This window comes from Tsuneonella sp. HG222, from assembly GCF_053819185.1.
Genome location: NZ_JBSOQZ010000001.1, coordinates 1,657,896 through 1,671,649 on the forward strand (window position 1 = coordinate 1,657,896; position 13,754 = coordinate 1,671,649).

31 protein-coding genes and 2 pseudogenes are annotated in these 13,754 nt (G+C 63.1%); 16 read left to right on the plus strand and 17 right to left on the minus strand.

Features of this window, described 5'->3' with window-relative positions; translation table 11 throughout:
* Nucleotides 1-105: 105 nt before the first annotated feature.
* The 3 genes from ACWPMZ_RS08380 to ACWPMZ_RS08390 are packed head-to-tail and all read left to right on the plus strand — an operon-like array spanning nucleotide 106 to nucleotide 616.
* Complete coding sequence (locus ACWPMZ_RS08380) at nucleotides 106-270, plus strand: hypothetical protein (protein ID WP_455703550.1); 165 nt, start codon at nucleotides 106-108, stop codon at nucleotides 268-270.
* 12 nt (nucleotides 271-282) lie between these two features.
* Nucleotides 283-432 (plus strand): hypothetical protein, encoded by a 150-nt coding sequence (locus ACWPMZ_RS08385; protein WP_455703551.1) that lies wholly within the window; start codon nucleotides 283-285, stop codon nucleotides 430-432.
* Nucleotides 422-616, plus strand: a complete 195-nt coding sequence (locus tag ACWPMZ_RS08390) for a helix-turn-helix domain-containing protein (protein ID WP_455703552.1) — start codon at nucleotides 422-424, stop codon at nucleotides 614-616. The genes ACWPMZ_RS08385 and ACWPMZ_RS08390 overlap by 11 nt, the downstream gene beginning before the upstream one ends.
* 28 nt (nucleotides 617-644) lie before the next feature.
* Here ACWPMZ_RS08390 and ACWPMZ_RS08395 read toward each other — a convergent pair whose 3' ends face one another.
* The 16 genes and pseudogenes from ACWPMZ_RS08395 to ACWPMZ_RS08470 all read right to left on the minus strand — a co-directional run bounded on the left by ACWPMZ_RS08395 (nucleotide 645) and on the right by ACWPMZ_RS08470 (nucleotide 7,335).
* A complete protein-coding gene (locus tag ACWPMZ_RS08395; protein ID WP_455703553.1) occupies nucleotides 645-887 on the minus strand; it encodes a hypothetical protein in 243 nt (80 codons plus the stop codon).
* A 169-nt stretch (nucleotides 888-1,056) separates the two neighbouring features.
* Complete coding sequence (locus ACWPMZ_RS08400; protein WP_455703554.1) at nucleotides 1,057-1,761, minus strand: hypothetical protein; 705 nt, start codon at nucleotides 1,759-1,761, stop codon at nucleotides 1,057-1,059.
* Nucleotides 1,754-1,957, minus strand: a complete 204-nt coding sequence (locus tag ACWPMZ_RS08405; protein ID WP_455703555.1) for a hypothetical protein — start codon at nucleotides 1,955-1,957, stop codon at nucleotides 1,754-1,756. The genes ACWPMZ_RS08400 and ACWPMZ_RS08405 overlap by 8 nt, the downstream gene beginning before the upstream one ends.
* On the minus strand, nucleotides 1,941-2,282 hold the full coding sequence (locus tag ACWPMZ_RS08410; RefSeq protein WP_455703556.1) for a hypothetical protein: 342 nt from the start codon (nucleotides 2,280-2,282) through the stop codon (nucleotides 1,941-1,943). The genes ACWPMZ_RS08405 and ACWPMZ_RS08410 overlap by 17 nt, the downstream gene beginning before the upstream one ends.
* 4 nt (nucleotides 2,283-2,286) lie before the next feature.
* Complete coding sequence (locus ACWPMZ_RS08415; protein ID WP_455703557.1) at nucleotides 2,287-2,841, minus strand: hypothetical protein; 555 nt, start codon at nucleotides 2,839-2,841, stop codon at nucleotides 2,287-2,289.
* Nucleotides 2,842-2,885: 44 nt separating this feature from the next.
* Nucleotides 2,886-3,329, minus strand: a complete 444-nt coding sequence (locus tag ACWPMZ_RS08420) for a hypothetical protein (RefSeq protein ID WP_455703558.1) — start codon at nucleotides 3,327-3,329, stop codon at nucleotides 2,886-2,888.
* The gene (locus ACWPMZ_RS08425) at nucleotides 3,326-3,985 is read right to left on the minus strand and encodes a hypothetical protein (RefSeq protein ID WP_455703559.1); all 660 of its coding nucleotides are present in this window, start codon (nucleotides 3,983-3,985) and stop codon (nucleotides 3,326-3,328) included. The genes ACWPMZ_RS08420 and ACWPMZ_RS08425 overlap by 4 nt, the downstream gene beginning before the upstream one ends.
* Nucleotides 3,986-4,003: 18 nt before the next feature.
* A complete protein-coding gene (locus tag ACWPMZ_RS08430; protein ID WP_455703560.1) occupies nucleotides 4,004-4,129 on the minus strand; it encodes a hypothetical protein in 126 nt (41 codons plus the stop codon).
* Entirely contained in the window at nucleotides 4,126-4,566 is a 441-nt protein-coding gene (locus tag ACWPMZ_RS08435; protein WP_455703561.1) for a hypothetical protein, read from the minus strand. Before ACWPMZ_RS08435 ends, ACWPMZ_RS08430 begins: the two co-directional genes overlap by 4 nt.
* Nucleotides 4,563-4,850, minus strand: a complete 288-nt coding sequence (locus ACWPMZ_RS08440; protein WP_455703562.1) for a hypothetical protein — start codon at nucleotides 4,848-4,850, stop codon at nucleotides 4,563-4,565. The genes ACWPMZ_RS08435 and ACWPMZ_RS08440 overlap by 4 nt, the downstream gene beginning before the upstream one ends.
* Nucleotides 4,851-5,125: 275 nt before the next feature.
* Nucleotides 5,126-5,518 (minus strand): annotated as a pseudogene (gene ssb / locus ACWPMZ_RS08445) (single-stranded DNA-binding protein); the annotation flags it as partial.
* Between the two features lies 1 nt (nucleotide 5,519).
* Nucleotides 5,520-6,431, minus strand: coding sequence for an ERF family protein (locus tag ACWPMZ_RS08450; protein ID WP_455703563.1), 912 nt, complete (start codon nucleotides 6,429-6,431; stop codon nucleotides 5,520-5,522).
* A gap of 25 nt (nucleotides 6,432-6,456) precedes the next feature.
* Nucleotides 6,457-6,594 (minus strand): hypothetical protein, encoded by a 138-nt coding sequence (locus tag ACWPMZ_RS08455; RefSeq protein WP_455703564.1) that lies wholly within the window; start codon nucleotides 6,592-6,594, stop codon nucleotides 6,457-6,459.
* A complete protein-coding gene (locus ACWPMZ_RS08460) occupies nucleotides 6,591-6,986 on the minus strand; it encodes a hypothetical protein (protein ID WP_455703565.1) in 396 nt (131 codons plus the stop codon). Before ACWPMZ_RS08460 ends, ACWPMZ_RS08455 begins: the two co-directional genes overlap by 4 nt.
* A 10-nt stretch (nucleotides 6,987-6,996) precedes the next feature.
* Nucleotides 6,997-7,209 carry a hypothetical protein gene (locus ACWPMZ_RS08465; RefSeq protein ID WP_455703566.1) on the minus strand — a complete coding sequence of 71 codons (213 nt, stop codon included), beginning with the start codon at nucleotides 7,207-7,209 and terminating at the stop codon, nucleotides 6,997-6,999.
* On the minus strand, nucleotides 7,210-7,335 hold the full coding sequence (locus ACWPMZ_RS08470) for a hypothetical protein (protein WP_455703567.1): 126 nt from the start codon (nucleotides 7,333-7,335) through the stop codon (nucleotides 7,210-7,212).
* Nucleotides 7,336-7,469: 134 nt separating this feature from the next.
* Between ACWPMZ_RS08470 and ACWPMZ_RS08475 the strand changes: the two genes are divergently transcribed.
* Nucleotides 7,470-7,667, plus strand: coding sequence for a hypothetical protein (locus ACWPMZ_RS08475; RefSeq protein ID WP_455703568.1), 198 nt, complete (start codon nucleotides 7,470-7,472; stop codon nucleotides 7,665-7,667).
* On the opposite strand, the gene ACWPMZ_RS08480 is transcribed toward ACWPMZ_RS08475, so the two are convergent.
* Entirely contained in the window at nucleotides 7,664-7,855 is a 192-nt protein-coding gene (locus ACWPMZ_RS08480; RefSeq protein WP_455703569.1) for a hypothetical protein, read from the minus strand. The genes ACWPMZ_RS08475 and ACWPMZ_RS08480 overlap by 4 nt on opposite strands.
* A gap of 54 nt (nucleotides 7,856-7,909) precedes the next feature.
* Between ACWPMZ_RS08480 and ACWPMZ_RS08485 the strand changes: the two genes are divergently transcribed.
* The 12 genes and pseudogenes from ACWPMZ_RS08485 (at nucleotide 7,910) to ACWPMZ_RS08540 (ending at nucleotide 13,636) form a co-directional block, all read left to right on the plus strand.
* Nucleotides 7,910-8,254 carry a helix-turn-helix domain-containing protein gene (locus ACWPMZ_RS08485; RefSeq protein ID WP_455703570.1) on the plus strand — a complete coding sequence of 115 codons (345 nt, stop codon included), beginning with the start codon at nucleotides 7,910-7,912 and terminating at the stop codon, nucleotides 8,252-8,254.
* Between the two features lie 119 nt (nucleotides 8,255-8,373).
* Nucleotides 8,374-8,718 (plus strand): hypothetical protein, encoded by a 345-nt coding sequence (locus tag ACWPMZ_RS08490; protein WP_455703571.1) that lies wholly within the window; start codon nucleotides 8,374-8,376, stop codon nucleotides 8,716-8,718.
* On the plus strand, nucleotides 8,715-9,203 hold the full coding sequence (locus ACWPMZ_RS08495) for a hypothetical protein (RefSeq protein ID WP_455703572.1): 489 nt from the start codon (nucleotides 8,715-8,717) through the stop codon (nucleotides 9,201-9,203). The genes ACWPMZ_RS08490 and ACWPMZ_RS08495 overlap by 4 nt, the downstream gene beginning before the upstream one ends.
* Nucleotides 9,204-9,261: 58 nt before the next feature.
* The gene (locus ACWPMZ_RS08500; RefSeq protein ID WP_455703573.1) at nucleotides 9,262-9,933 is read left to right on the plus strand and encodes a DNA cytosine methyltransferase; all 672 of its coding nucleotides are present in this window, start codon (nucleotides 9,262-9,264) and stop codon (nucleotides 9,931-9,933) included.
* Nucleotides 9,930-10,241 (plus strand): hypothetical protein, encoded by a 312-nt coding sequence (locus ACWPMZ_RS08505; RefSeq protein WP_455703574.1) that lies wholly within the window; start codon nucleotides 9,930-9,932, stop codon nucleotides 10,239-10,241. The genes ACWPMZ_RS08500 and ACWPMZ_RS08505 overlap by 4 nt, the downstream gene beginning before the upstream one ends.
* Nucleotides 10,234-10,437: a hypothetical protein gene (locus ACWPMZ_RS08510; RefSeq protein WP_455703575.1), complete on the plus strand. Its 204-nt coding sequence runs from the start codon at nucleotides 10,234-10,236 to the stop codon at nucleotides 10,435-10,437. Before ACWPMZ_RS08505 ends, ACWPMZ_RS08510 begins: the two co-directional genes overlap by 8 nt.
* 160 nt (nucleotides 10,438-10,597) lie before the next feature.
* Complete coding sequence (locus ACWPMZ_RS08515) at nucleotides 10,598-10,873, plus strand: hypothetical protein (RefSeq protein WP_455703576.1); 276 nt, start codon at nucleotides 10,598-10,600, stop codon at nucleotides 10,871-10,873.
* A gap of 130 nt (nucleotides 10,874-11,003) precedes the next feature.
* Entirely contained in the window at nucleotides 11,004-11,351 is a 348-nt protein-coding gene (locus ACWPMZ_RS08520) for an HNH endonuclease signature motif containing protein (protein WP_455703577.1), read from the plus strand.
* Entirely contained in the window at nucleotides 11,341-12,000 is a 660-nt protein-coding gene (locus ACWPMZ_RS08525) for a hypothetical protein (RefSeq protein WP_455703578.1), read from the plus strand. The genes ACWPMZ_RS08520 and ACWPMZ_RS08525 overlap by 11 nt, the downstream gene beginning before the upstream one ends.
* A 20-nt stretch (nucleotides 12,001-12,020) precedes the next feature.
* Nucleotides 12,021-12,176 (plus strand): hypothetical protein, encoded by a 156-nt coding sequence (locus tag ACWPMZ_RS08530; RefSeq protein ID WP_455703579.1) that lies wholly within the window; start codon nucleotides 12,021-12,023, stop codon nucleotides 12,174-12,176.
* Between the two features lie 258 nt (nucleotides 12,177-12,434).
* Nucleotides 12,435-12,581 (plus strand): annotated as a pseudogene (locus tag ACWPMZ_RS08535) (helix-turn-helix domain-containing protein); the annotation flags it as partial.
* Nucleotides 12,582-12,598: 17 nt separating this feature from the next.
* Nucleotides 12,599-13,636: a tyrosine-type recombinase/integrase gene (locus ACWPMZ_RS08540; protein ID WP_455703580.1), complete on the plus strand. Its 1,038-nt coding sequence runs from the start codon at nucleotides 12,599-12,601 to the stop codon at nucleotides 13,634-13,636.
* The last annotated feature ends 118 nt before the right edge of the window (nucleotides 13,637-13,754 follow it).

Below are 13,754 nucleotides of genomic sequence, written 5' to 3' on the forward strand. Positions count from 1 at the left end.
AAAAATCGACCTAAGGCGCATTTTTCCTATTGACGACGTGACATTCTGGCCCTAAATGTAGTTCATCAACTGGCCCACGGGCCAACCTGACAAGGGAGAATGAAAATGACCGAAGCCACCATCGTTCGCTACGAAGTCACCAACCGCATCAGCGGCAAGACCACTTCGTTCAAGACCGGCACCGCCGCCACCAACGCCTGCGACCGTATGGACCGCGCCTATGGCGCCGTTGTCTGCACCCGCCGCGCCATCTGGTCCGATCAAATCTAAGGAGAGAAACCGATGCTTGATAAACCAGCTACCGAGCGCGAGGCCGACAAAGCTATCGCCCACCTCAAGAGGGCGATTGACGCCGCCGAGAACTCAAATCAGTATGGCGAGGATGCGGTCGTCGAAGCCGCAATGGCCATAGGGTTCAAACGTGACGCCTAGCGAACTTAAAGCCACTCGCAAGCGCTACGGGTTGTCAGTTGAGGAACTGGCAGCCCTGTTGCGCATCAGCTCCCGCCGCACCGTTATGCGTTGGGAAGCCGGTGAAGTGCCTATCAGCGGCCCAGCGTCGATTGTCCTGGAACTGATGGACAACGACGAATTGCCAAACCGCTTCTGGCCCTGAATTTACGCTCCCCGAGTACGAGGAGAGGCTACTTTCCCTCGGGCCGCTTATCCAATCCGCTGGTCGCGAACAGTTCAGCCACATCATCAATGTGCAGACAGTCGCACATGCACGCATAATCGGTCGCACTTTGAATGACGGCGATGCTACCGTTGCAGTAATCGTTGCCCGGCGTGGCGCTGTGTAGGGCGCCGAAGGAAACGATACGGCCACCTTCAAGCTTTACGATCTTGTCGCCATTGTGAGCCTCGCGGCCATTCCGGTAGTGCATGATTGCTCCTTTCGAGCGTGAATTACGCTCCCCGACCACGCAGCGCTTGGATCGCTCCCGAAGGCGATTCCTGACTTGGCAAGCGGGGGTCGGGGAGGTCCGACGGGAAGGGAGTTAACCCGCCGGATGTGGAAACGCCCGCTCACCGTCTCCGGCTGCGGGCGCAATTCTAACCATATAACGTGTGCGCGTTATCACGTCCCCCATCATAAGTCAACCCCCTTTTGTTCCCATTCGAATCACGATACGTTCCCAGCGCATCGAGGGCCTTGAGGTTGATCTCCAGGATCATTCGCTCAACGCCGGTAGCAGTGCCATCTAGCAGGTTGTCGAGCCACCACGGGCCGCAGTCGGGATGCTCTGCAAGAACGAGCTGGTGGAACCACGAGCCGTAGCCATTGGCATCGAGGAACGCGACCTGCCCACGCATCTTGTGGTAGGCCGCGACCTGAGCGTCCGTCTCGGTAATCACGGTGGCGCCGCGCGGGTTGTCGTTGAGTGCCGAACGGAACCCCTGCCGGTATGCCTTACGCCAAGCTGATTGCAGGCGAACGGCTACGTCGTAGCGCTCCTTCCCCCGCGTGTCGTCCAGAGGATCGCGCAACAGGCCGGCAGCGTATGCCCGGCCCAGCGCTTCGCTGGCGTGCTGCCCGTATTTCTCGAACCTCGCCATCGCACGCTCATTGCCGCGAATGATGCTTGGCCCCTGCCCGGCGCGCGATAGCCGCCCGCTTGCTGTCCGCTTACCGCTCTTGCGTTTGCCCCGTGCCATAACCCCGATCCCCTGTGCTGAAACTAGTTGCAGCTTGTTAGAAATTAGGCCCCCAATTTCTAACAAGCACTCGCCCCCATTTGCCTTCTGTTCGTCATTCATTCCCCACCACCCCCTTAACCGCAATGATGTCGCCACAACTGCCGTCGTGGATGAAATTGAGATGGTCCCGCTCGTAGATGACCCGCGTGTCCACGAACCCGCAGCGCAGCGCGATGTAGCCCCGCCAGCCCACTGGTGGCTTGCGCTTGCCGCTGATGCGCTGGAAGCCGGGCGGTAGGTCATCGTCCTGCGGCAATCCGTTCGGCCGCCTCACGCTTGATGCGCTCAATCTCGCCCTCCTGCGGTGTCCAGCGGTTCTCGATGCGCCGCTCCCTCGGGATGCGCTCGGCCGGCAGTGTCGCCCGGCGCCAGTTGATGCGCTGGTCGGCCATCTCCCGGATCTTCGGCACGATCTGGCCGTGATGGGTGCAGACCTTGCGTGCCTCGGTTGCCGCGTCCCGCAGGATGTCGAGCGGGATGTCCGTCAGCGATCCGGCGGCCACGGTCAGCCATTCCTCGGCGGCCTCGCTGCCCATGCCGGCCGGGCGGACCAACGCCAGGTTTGCCGCCAGCGTCGTCACCACGTCAGCCGGGCGGGCAGGCTCCAGTGAGGCGGGCAAGTGCGCCTGCCGCTGCGCTCGCTGTGCTGGAAGATTTGCGGTTGTCATTTCGCTTGTAGGTCCCTTCATCGTCTCGGCGCCTCAGCCAGTTTCGCCATGCGGCGTCCCAATCGTTTTTCAGGGCGGATTTGCCGGTCGCGCCCTTGGCCCAATCCCGAAACCGGGCCAGCTCCCGCTCGATTGCGCCCTCCGGCCAACGGGCAACGATTGCGGCGACTTCGGCGGGAAGCGGCTTGGGCTGCCAATCCAACGGCAAGCGGTGCCCCTTACGTGCGCGGGGTTGTATTTCCGGGTGGGTATGGGTGGGGTAAGGGGGGGTTTGGGGGGGAAAGGGGCGGGAAAGGGAGGGGGCCAGCTCGTCTGTCCCGTCTTCGTCCCGTGACTGTCCCGTGACTGTCCCGCAGTCATCCTCGGCCCGCGCCCTCTGGCGGCGCTTGCGGTCGCGTTCATTCGCACGGCGGGCCTCGATGGCTTCGTCGCGCTCCTCGATGGCCTTCAAGGCGATCAGGACGGCCTCCATCGGCGCCCCCGCCTCGCTCATGGCCTGGACTAGTTCTGATGCCCTCATGCCGCCTCTCCAATTTCTGGCGGCTTTCCATCTACAGCATGAGAAGCACCCAAGGCAGGGCCGGGTGCTGTGGAAAACTCGGGGAAAAACTGGACGACAATCCGCCCACCCTTGACGGGCTCCTCGAAGAAATAGTGGGGCGCGAACCGCCGGTCATCGACCTTGAGCGCGTCTGCGATCCCATCCCGCAAATGCTTGAACGCGCCTATCATCCCGTCATCGTCCCGGTGGCGGCGGTCAGGCGGGAAGAAAGACACCTTGAGGGGAATCTTGCCCTCGCCCGCTGCTATAACCTCGCGCGCCAAGGGCGGCAGCGCGGCCCATGCCAGCACAGCCCCGGTTTCCCGGTCTGACTTGATCGCGGGCTGATAGGTCCGCCAGTGCGTCCGGCGCTTGGCGTTGGGCGTGACGCGCTTGTCAGGCCACGGGAGGATAATCACGCGGCCCTCCGGGAATGCTCGCAGCCGATGTCGCTCCGTGCGCCGCAGTGCGGGCAGATGGTGCGGTTGACCCGCAGGGTCTCGATGCGCTCCCACTTAGCCTGACTCGCGGCGGCGGAACGCACTTGGCGCTCAGGCAGCGAACCCCGGCTAGGGAGGATGTGGCTCTCGACCGAAACGTCAAAGACCACGGACGGCGCGCCGATTGCCCTGCGCCAGCGCGCCATCTCGGCCTCGTGCCGCTCAAGGATCATCGTGCGCGCCTCGGCCGCCTTGATGCGCTTGGTGCGGATCAGGTACATGTAGTCATCGCGCAATTCCGGCGGGCACCACGCCAGCTTCGTCGCACGGCTGCGGGCGCCTGCCAGCTTGCGGCCCTCGGGGGTTACAGCGGCGAGCCCCTTTTCCCAGATGCGGTCCCTGATGGCCCTTTCGCGGCGAGCCTTCACAGCCTGCGGCAACTTCCCAATGGCCCGCGCCTGTTCGCGCAGTCTTTCGCGCTGCTCGGGGTCCATCATGCGGCGCTTTTGCCCGGCGCGAATGTTCGCCGCGTGTTCGGCGGTCATGCAGTGCTTGGCGTAGTGGCGCTTGCAATATCCAGAGGCGTTCCCCCGCCCCAGCGTGGTCTCGCAGCCTTCGTGCGCGCAGACGTTCATGTTACCCCTCCCCTGTGTCTATGTGTGCCGGCGGACGTGCGCGGCGATGTAGATTTTGCCCTCGCGGCGGGCGCGTTTGCGGGCGGCTAGATTGCGCTCCAGGACGAGCTTGAAGCGGTAGATTTGGATCATCCGGCGGATCATGCTGCCTCCGCCTCTTGGCGTAGGGTCGCCACGTCCACGCCGAGCCGGGCCGAAAGCTTCTCACACGCGAAGTCCACAAAGGACGCGCGTTGGTCTTCAGTCATGCTGGCAAAGCTGATGGAGTCGTAATCGTAGTCGATCACCTCGCCGGTCTTGCGAGAGACAATCGGGGTAGCCAGTCCAGCCTCGCGCTTGAGCCAGCGGTGCAGCGACTTCGTTGTCACCGGCCCGTCGAAGGCGTCGGCCAAGTTGTCGAGGGCGATCTTGAGCATCACCCAATACCAGGCGAGGCGGCGGATATTGCCGGATGTGCGCTTGATCTCGATGCGGACAGTCTGCCCGTTGCCGATGGCCTTCATGGCATCCTCGGACGCGCCGTTCAGCGGGCGCAGGTTGCCGAGGACCGTGCGGAACAGTAGGGGTTCGGTGTCGCTCATAGCGCCCCCGCGTCGATCCCGTAGGACCGATATTGCCAGGCCTTCCCTGCGAACTCGTCGCTGCCATGGCGGTGCAATTCCATGTGGCAGAAGCCATCCATGGGCACGACAAACTCATGGTCGCGGCGCCAGCGCTGTTCCGGGTGCCGCTGCAACGGATGGTGGACCACCGTGGCGGGCTTTCCGCAGCCGCAGGCGCACGGGTAGGCGTCCATCAGCCAGATATGGAACCGCCTCTCACGCGCTGTGGGTGTGGGGTTATACTTGGGCTTGATGCGGGCCATCAGTCTTTGCTCCAAGGGTGAGGCGGCTTCCTGCCGGATTGCAGGCCTGCCGCCGCCGATCCCCTCGCTATTCCCCCAATTCACCGGGCAATCCCCGTGGCCCACCCCAACCGGATTCACTCGCGCGCCGCATGAGTTCATGGGGACGGCGCGCAACTGCATTGGGGGCGTCTTCGCGGTTACGGAGCGACCGCAAACCGAAGGAGAAGGGGTGGGCCTGTTCATTAGAACGGGATGTCGTCGTCGAGGTTGTCAGCGACGTTCCCGGCGGGCGTATCGCTGTAGGACTGCTGGCGCTCACCGCGCCCATCGCCCTGGGGTCCGTCGAGCATGGTCAGGACACCGCCGATGCCACCGACGTTGACCTCTGTGCTGTATCGATCGTTGCCGCTCTGATCCTGCCATTTGCGGGTGCGAAGCTGGCCCTCGATGTAGACCTTGCTGCCCTTGCGCAGGAACCGCTCGGCCACGCCTACCAGCCCATCACTGGACAGGGTGACTTGATGCCACTCGGTGCGCTCCTTGCGCTCGCCGGTCTGCTTGTCCTTCCAGTTTTCGGACGTGGCGAGACGCAGGTTGCAGACGCGCCCGCCGTTCTGGAAGGATTTGACCTCTGGGTCGGCGCCTAAATTGCCGATGAGAATTACCTTGTTGACGCTACCTGCCATGTCACTTGCCTCCCTGTGGTTCAGCAGCCCGGCCACCGCGCAACGCGATCAGGTCACGGGCACGCTGTTCGAGCGAAAAGATGGATTGAAATTCCTCGGGAGCGGGCGGCCCGCCTTCGAGGTAGTGGGGCGCGTGTTCGCCAGCGACCTGGACGAACTCGGCATATTCCGGCGAGGTCAGGTAGCTTTCGAGGTCATCCATCGCGCCCTCGTCGCCAATGCGGCGAAGCTCGGCAGCGTGAGCCGTCAGCCCCTTGTGGAGCGCCGCCTTGCCCGAATAGAACTTGCCCCACGGCTCCTTGCGCGCATCGTGCTTGGGGCTGTCAGGGCCAATCGCGCTCTCCCTAGCTGTATCCCTGACAACCCCAACCTCGACTTCGGGCGTTGACGCATCTGCGTCGTTGTCGCCCTCGGTCGGGATCGCAAACGCCATGAAGGCGGCGTATTTGTAGGCGGCAGACATGGCCTTGTTGGTGGCCTTATCGCTGCGGTCCATGGCCTCGCCATAGGTGCGGACGGTGTGGACAGAGCCATCATCGGCGGACACGAAGTCGAACTCCGCAGTCACCGTGACGTAGAACATGGGGTCGCCCTTCTTGCTGACCCGCTCGATGCTTTCGCGATCGATGATGCGGGGCAGGACGCAAAGGCCGTGCTTCGCCAGCAGCGGTGCCAGGGCATTGTAAACCGCGTCGATCCCGCGAAACTTGTAGCGGTCGAAGCTGTTCTCGCTGTCCTTGCCGATGCCGGTGTGTGCAAGTTCGCCCTGCACGGCGGCAATCTTGGCATAGACGCCCGCGTTAGCGATGCCCGCTGTGCCGGAGACTGCTTGCAGGCTCCGCTCCGTAGGAGGGGCAGCGCGGGCCGCGTCAGCGGCAACGCCCCCCTTCAACTCCTTCAACTGAGTAGCCATCAAAAAACTCCCCTTTCGTATTGGTTCAGAACAGCATCCACACCACCGCCATCCCGATCAGCAGGACAGCAGCAGCGAGGCAGGCAATGGAGATTTTGGCCCCGCGCGTGTCGCCACGGACACCAGCGTGCCAGTCGATCTCGTCGTCGTAGGGGGCGGTCATGCTGCCCTCCCAACCGGGAACGCGACCACGATGGATTTGAGGTCATCGTCCTCGCAGGGGGCAATCACAGGCCCCATCGGGCTGTCTTCGCGGTGCGCAGCCATCTTGCGGGCGGCGAACTTTTCGGCCCACTCGCAAATCTCGTCGTGATTGATCTCAGACGGCATCGAGACGATTGCCCGCCCATCGGGAAGCAACAGGCTCAGCAGTTCGTCGGGAATGACACCGATCATCTTGATGAGCGAAGCGGCCGACATGGCGGTCTCGCCCCGCGCATACTGGCCGATGACCGAGACGCTGAGGCCGGTCTCCAGGTGGATGACCTTCTGCGTCACGCCCTTGGTCGCGGCGAGGCGGAAAACCGTCTGCTGCTGACGCAGGAGCGCCTGCACTATCCCGCATTCAGCGTTCATGATCCTGCGCCTCCCTCGCGCTAGTCAGGATGTCGTGGCCCACACGTCCCTCGCCCCCGGCATCGCCCACCCCTCCCGCGAAGCCGGGGGCAATTTCGAGACCGTCGCAGCCATCGCCGCTCGGATCGTCGCTAGGTGCCAGCAGCACAGCGATGCCGATCAGGAGCGAGATGCTGCCCACGATGATGAGATGCGGATCCATTCAGGCTCTCCCGCCGATGATTGGGTTGTCGTTGGCGGGCACGAAATGCCGCTGTCCGCAGAAGCGGGTGAGCCAGACAGGTTCGTAGCTGAGCGCCAGAAGGGCGACGTCGCGCGGGCGGATCATGCCACGTCCCCGCACATGCCTACCGAAGCGCTAATAATCCCCGGTAAGCGCTTGCAAGTTACGTGCTTTATGTTGCACCCTTCCACTTGGGGGAGGGACGCGGCTTGCCGATTGTATACTTGGAGCAATTGCCCTTGGTCGCACTCGACGGCGAAGGGGTCACGATCATTGCCAGGTCCGGCGATCAAATCAGCCGATTCCGCGTGTCCCGAAGCTGGTGGCGCAAATACCTTGAGCGCGAAATCAGACGCCTCGCTGAATACGAGATCATCGAACGCGCCGAGCGAGGCCGCATCCTGCCCTTCAAGAAGGAAGGCAACGGGCACCACTAAGCCGCCCGCGCCGCAGCGGCGATCAGCTCGTCAGCCGTCGTCAGGTCAGCCGCGATCAGCTTCTGCCAGTATTCCGATGGAATGCTGTTGCGCTGCTGCCATGAGCGGACCGCGTGTATAGTCTTGTCCGTCAGCGTGGCGATCCGCCCCGCTCCGGCGTCCCTAACGATGTCGCTGTGAGTTCGCATAACGGTGTTATGCAATATGCGTCACAGGAATGCAAGCGCCTTTTGCATAACAGAATGCATTATTCCCGGCACATGTCCGATCCCGCCGAGAGACTTCGTATCGCCCGCCTGCGAGCTGGCTACAGCACCGCGAAGGAAGCCGCCGAAGCGATGGGCTTCCCGGTGTCCACCTACCTCGCGCATGAGAACGGCAGTCGAGGCTACCCGGCCAAGAAAGCGTTCACCTACGCGCGCAAGTTCAAGGTGCGAGAGCAGTGGCTGCTATACGGCGTCGGCCCCGGCCCAGGTGAGACCGATGATCCGAAGGCGGAAGTTGTGAACATCTGGGATCGTCTGCCTGCCTTGGAGCGTGCAGAGGCGCTAGGCTATCTCAGGGGCCTCGCTCGCGGGCGAGATTGACCACACGATTCGCGTAATCTGGAAAAATCTTCTCGGCATTATGCATTTTGCGTTGACTTAGCGTAACGCAATCTGCATAACCGTCTCAACAGCCCGATTGTCGGGCAGGAGTTGAGACGATGGCCCACAAGCTGCCGATTGCCGACATCCGGTTCATCCAGGAGTTTCATGCCTACTGCCTGACGCGGGGCGATGATGCCTATGACTTCCAGGACACCACGAACTGCGCGACGTGCCAGTTCCTGAGGGGCACCGGAAGAGCAGTCGAACCTGATGTAGACTACGGTGGCTGGAAAGCGTCGGTGGACGCAGAACGCAACGCATTCCCCGGCGGCGAGGACTTCAACAAAATCCTTGGGGGTGAGGACTACTGGGTCGAATGCAGTGATGGCTGGACCTTCTCCGCCCTCGCCACCCGTCTCGAAGCCCTGCTTGCCGATGCTCCGGCTGTGGTGTCGGCATGACCCCTCCAGACTCTCCCCAAGCTACTGACCGGGGCAATCAGGGCGATGCCTTGCAGGCCCAGGCTACCGCTGCTGACGCAGTGGAGCCCGTCCCGGTCTCCAGCAAAGCCGGTATCGCTATCGCGCCGGGCACTCCGCTGCCGTGGTCGCTCGAAACGAGCGATGTCTGGCCGTTCGATCTGCACATTGTCGGTCCCGGCATCGACCTTCGCCGCATTGCTCACAGTAGCCGCGCCAATACGATTGAGGATGTCCGAGACGCGGTGGGGTTCGGCCGGGAGGACGTGAGCAAAGTGAGGCAGATGGTCGAGGCGCAAGAAGCCGACGCCGCCTACATCGTCCGTGCCTGCAATGCATTCCCTGAGCTGGTCGAGGCTCTGGAGCGGTGCCAGAATTTCATCGCGAACACTGAGGGCGAAATTGGCGACACCCTTGAGTGCGGTGAACTCGCCCGCGCCGCCCTCGCAAAGGCACGCGGTCAATGAGCGCCGCCGAACGCATCACCCCCTCTGCCCCGGCAGACGGTATCGTGGGACGCGGCCAATGAGGCTGCTCGACCTCTTCTGCTGCGCGGGCGGCGCTGGCATGGGCTATCATCAGGCCGGCTTCGAGGTTGTGGGCGTCGATATTCGGCCACAGCCGCGCTATCCGTTCGAGTTCATTCAGGCCGATTGCCTGACGCTGGACCCAACCTTTGTCGCCAGCTTTGACGTAATCCACGCGAGCCCGCCGTGTCAGGCGCACACGGCGCTTAAGGCCATGCCGGATGCGCGGGTCCACGCCGACCTAATACCAGCTACCCGCGCAATGCTTCGCGATAGCGGCCTGCCCTATGTAATTGAGAACGTGGTTGGCGCACCACTATGCGACGCGATAATGCTTTGCGGCACGATGTTTGGGCTGGGCGCGCAAGGCTGCGAGCTGCACCGCCATCGGCTGTTTGAGAGCAATATCGCACTGGAGCAGCCTGTCTGCCAGCACGAAGGCGGGCCTGTCGTGGGGGTCTATGGCGGCCATGCCCGCAAGCGCTCCGCAAAGCACGGCGGCCGGGGAACGCGGGACATCTGGGAGGGCGGGCATAAAGCGGCTGCATCTGCCGCAATGGGCATCGATTGGATGACGCTTGGCGAAATGAGCGAAGCGATACCGCCAGCATACACCGAGTGGCTTGGCGGGCACCTGGCTTGGCATGTCCAGCAGCGGAGGGCGGCATGAACCGCCCTGCCACCTTCACCCCCTCTGCCCCGGCAGACGACGCCCTGCATGTGCGCCTGATCGCCAGCCTGGTGCTGGAAGGCAATGTGTCCGGCCTGCCTCGCGTCGATCACCAGTTCTACGACTTCGGGGAGTGGATCCAGGCAGCGCAATACGTCGCTGACACGGGCGACACCTCCGAGTTTGCCCACATGCTCGCCACCGAGCGCGGCTTCGACCGCTGGATGCGTCTGTCCGATGCCGTGAAGGATCGCTGGATTTCGTTCGGGGACTGGCTGGCTGCTCACAAGGAGACTGCGCATGTCTGAGTTACCGCAGAACACTGCCTGGCAGCGATATGCTGCTGACTTCAACGCAATGACCGATGCGGAGATCGCAGAAGAAGCCGAACAGGCACGCGCTTTGCTCGAGGAGCAGGAGGATTGGCTTGAGGCCGTCGCTTCTTGGGAGGCCGCCGGCAAGCCCCGCTCAACCGCCCTCGCCAAGCTGGGAGAGCAGCCATGATCCCCGTCCGCGTCGTCACGGACTTGGACCCCGCAGAAGCCCTGCTTGATGCCCTCAGGTTCGCAGCAGCCAACCGTGCCCGTCTCGATGCCGAATGGGATGCCCTGCCTGATTGCAGGCCCTGGAGGCTTGCTGACCATATTGCTGGAAGGAAATTGCCGTGAGCGCGCATACGCCGGGGCCGTGGTTGCTTGGGCAAGGCGGGGGAGATGGAGCAACCTTAGCCGCTTACACAACGAACGAAGAAGGCCGTGCAGGAGCCATTGTCGCAAACTGTGGCGGTTTCAGGTTCGTTGTTCGCGGCTATGAAGAATGTCGCGCCAATGCCCGCCTGATAGCCGCCAGCCCTACGCTCTATGAGTATGCCCGTAAGCGGGCGGCAGCGGGTGACGATGAGGCGCAGCAGATCGTGGAGGCCATCCATGCCTCGCGCTGAACGTCCGACCGCCGACCTCACAGACACTTGGGGCCGACGCAATCGCTCGCTGCCGGACCGGGATTGTCTATCCTGCGGAACGACCTTCCGCCCCCTGCGAGCAACCTCGCGCTACTGCTCACGGCCTTGCATGTGGGCCAACAACGGCAAGCACCAGATCAAACAGTTGGCCGTATGGTGGACAACCCAAAAGGGCTACATCGAGGGACGCGTTCTCACTGCGCAAGGCGAGCGGCGGGTCAAGCAACATCGCTTCATCATTGAACTCCATCTTGGGCGCTTGCTCCGTGAGGATGAGGACGTTCACCATCTGAACGGGAACAAATCGGACAACCGCATCGAGAACTTGCAGGTTCTCACTCACTCCGAACACTCGCAGATCACGAACAACGAGCGGTGGTCCCGAGCCGCCATTTCCAAAGCTCGCGGTGCGCCCACCCCCTCCATCTCGTCACAGGAGAACAACGATGGCGAGTGAACCCAATGGGGCGCTGGTGGACGGTCTGGCAATGCTCGAACGGCATGGCATACTGCCCGACGCTCTGGCCGCTCGCTTGCCAGAAGACGCGCAACAAGCCTGGTATCTCCTGACCTCGATGTATTCACATCGGGGCGACGGCATCCCAACCCAATACACCTATCCGCAGGTGATCCGTGACGCAGCCAAGGCGCTCGTTGGGGCCGCCCTCCGCTCCACTGATACCGAAGGGCTGTTGCGTGAAGACTTCCAGGCGCGAGTTGCCGACTGGATGGGCAGGTGCTTCCCGCCCAAGGTGTGCAACGACAGGCTGGAGCGGCGCGATAGGCTGGTAGAGGAAGCACTGGAGCTTGCGCAGACCTTACCGGACTTCACGGCCGATCGGGCGCACGCCCTCGTCGAGTACGTTTTCGGCCGGCCTGTCGGCGTGACCGAGCAGGAGATCGGGGGCGTGTCCGTCACCCTTGCGGCGCTCTGTGTCGCCGAAGGGGTGGACCAGCAGCATTGGGCTGAAACCGAGCTGGCCCGCATCGACGCGCCCGAGACGATCCAGAAGATACGCGCCAAGCAGGCCGCGAAACCCACTGGCTCGGCCTTGCCGGTCGCCCATCTTTCCACCCATCCAAAGGGAGCCGGTGGCGGCCAATAATCGCCCCGGTAGCTATTCGCATGACTGAAGCATTCCACATTGTAGCGCTGGCTTGGTTGGCCGCTCTCGCAGCCATTTGGTCGAGCAAGGGCTGGATCAACATTGCTATCAAAGTGGCCGCCGCTGGAAGCGCCGCCTGGGCCGCTATCGTCGTTGCGCTGGATTACGTCGCATGACCGCTTATTCATCCGCACAGCCAAAGCCAGAGGGTAGGGTTCCGTCTACATCGGCCACGTTCCTGGTCAAAACACCCGCCGGCCGGACGGTCATGTCGCTCAACACGAAGGATGCGGCGGTGCAGTTCCGCGATCGGCAGCAGGCCAAGCTCGGCATCCCGCTCCATGTGACGCGCCAGATTATCTACGAACGGAAGGTGGCATGAACGCTGAACGGATAGCCTATCTCCGCACCCTCCTTGAACGGGAGAGGGATGGATGACCCGCCTGCTCACCGCGGAACAGGTCTGCGAGCACTTCGGCGTTCCCAGCACTCGCACCTTGCGCACGATGCGCGCTCAGGGGCTTGCAGCGGTGCGCCTGGGTAAGTCATATCTATTCGACGCGGCCGACGTAGCAGCGTTCATCGAGGCCAAGAAAGAATGCCCCGCCCAAACACAGGCCCCCGCCTCAAGTGGATCGAGGCGCGCGGCGTCTACTACATCCTCGAGTACGAACGCGGCGCCAAGCGCGTCCGTTCGACGGGCACAGCAGATCAGCGCGAAGCTGAGGCAGTCCTCGCCGCGCACATCGGCGACCGTCACAGGGATCGGGCAGGCCCGCGAGAACCGGGCGAAGTGACCGTGGCAGACGCTCTTGCCTTCTACGCGGAAGAGCGGGCCCCGATGACTGCAGATCCGCACCGCATCTCCTACGCGATCGATGCGCTTCTGCCGTTCTTCGGGGAGATCAGGCTCGGCCAGATCAACCAAGCGATGTGCGAGCGCTATGGCAAGCAGCGGGCCAAGAAGCCCGGCACTGTGCGCAAGGAGCTGGGCACGCTGTCGACAGCCATCAACTTCATGCACAAGGCGGGGAAGTTGACCACGCCTGTTGCCGTTACGCTGCCGGCCAAGCCGGAGAGCAAGGATCGGTGGCTGACCCAGGCCGAGGCGGCGCGGCTGCTGTCAGCCGCTCGCAACGCTCCGAAGGCTCGCAGCTACCTGCCGCTGTTCATCCTGATCGCCCTCTACTCAGGCGCGCGGAAAGAGGCGATCCTGAGCCTGCGATGGCCCCAAGTCGACCTCGAGCGTGGCCGCATCGATTTTCAGGGAGAGCGAGAGCGGACGAAGAAGGGCCGGGCTCACATCCCGATCCCGGACAAGCTGGCTCGCTTCCTGCGCTACGCATGGAATCGTCGCTCGAGCGATACAGGCACCGTCCTGCACATCGACGGGGCGCCGATAAAGCGGGTCGACAAGGGCTTCCGCGATGCGGTCAAGCGCGCCGGCCTGAGCGGAGTCTCGCCGCACACTCTGCGGCACACCTGCGGCACCTGGCTCGCACAGAAGGGCGTGGACCTGCATCAGATCGGCGGATGGCTGGGCCACACCGATGCGCGGACCACCGAGATTTACCGCCACCACTCACCCGACTTCATGGAAGAAGCGCGCCGGGCCGCGAACAGGGGGCGCAAGTGACTTTGCGTTTCCGCTTTGAGCACGTTTCCGCTATGGTTCAGCCATGCCAAGAACCAATCACGGACCCCGCCTCGTCTTCCTCAAACCGCGGGGCAAATACTACATCGTTTGGTATGTG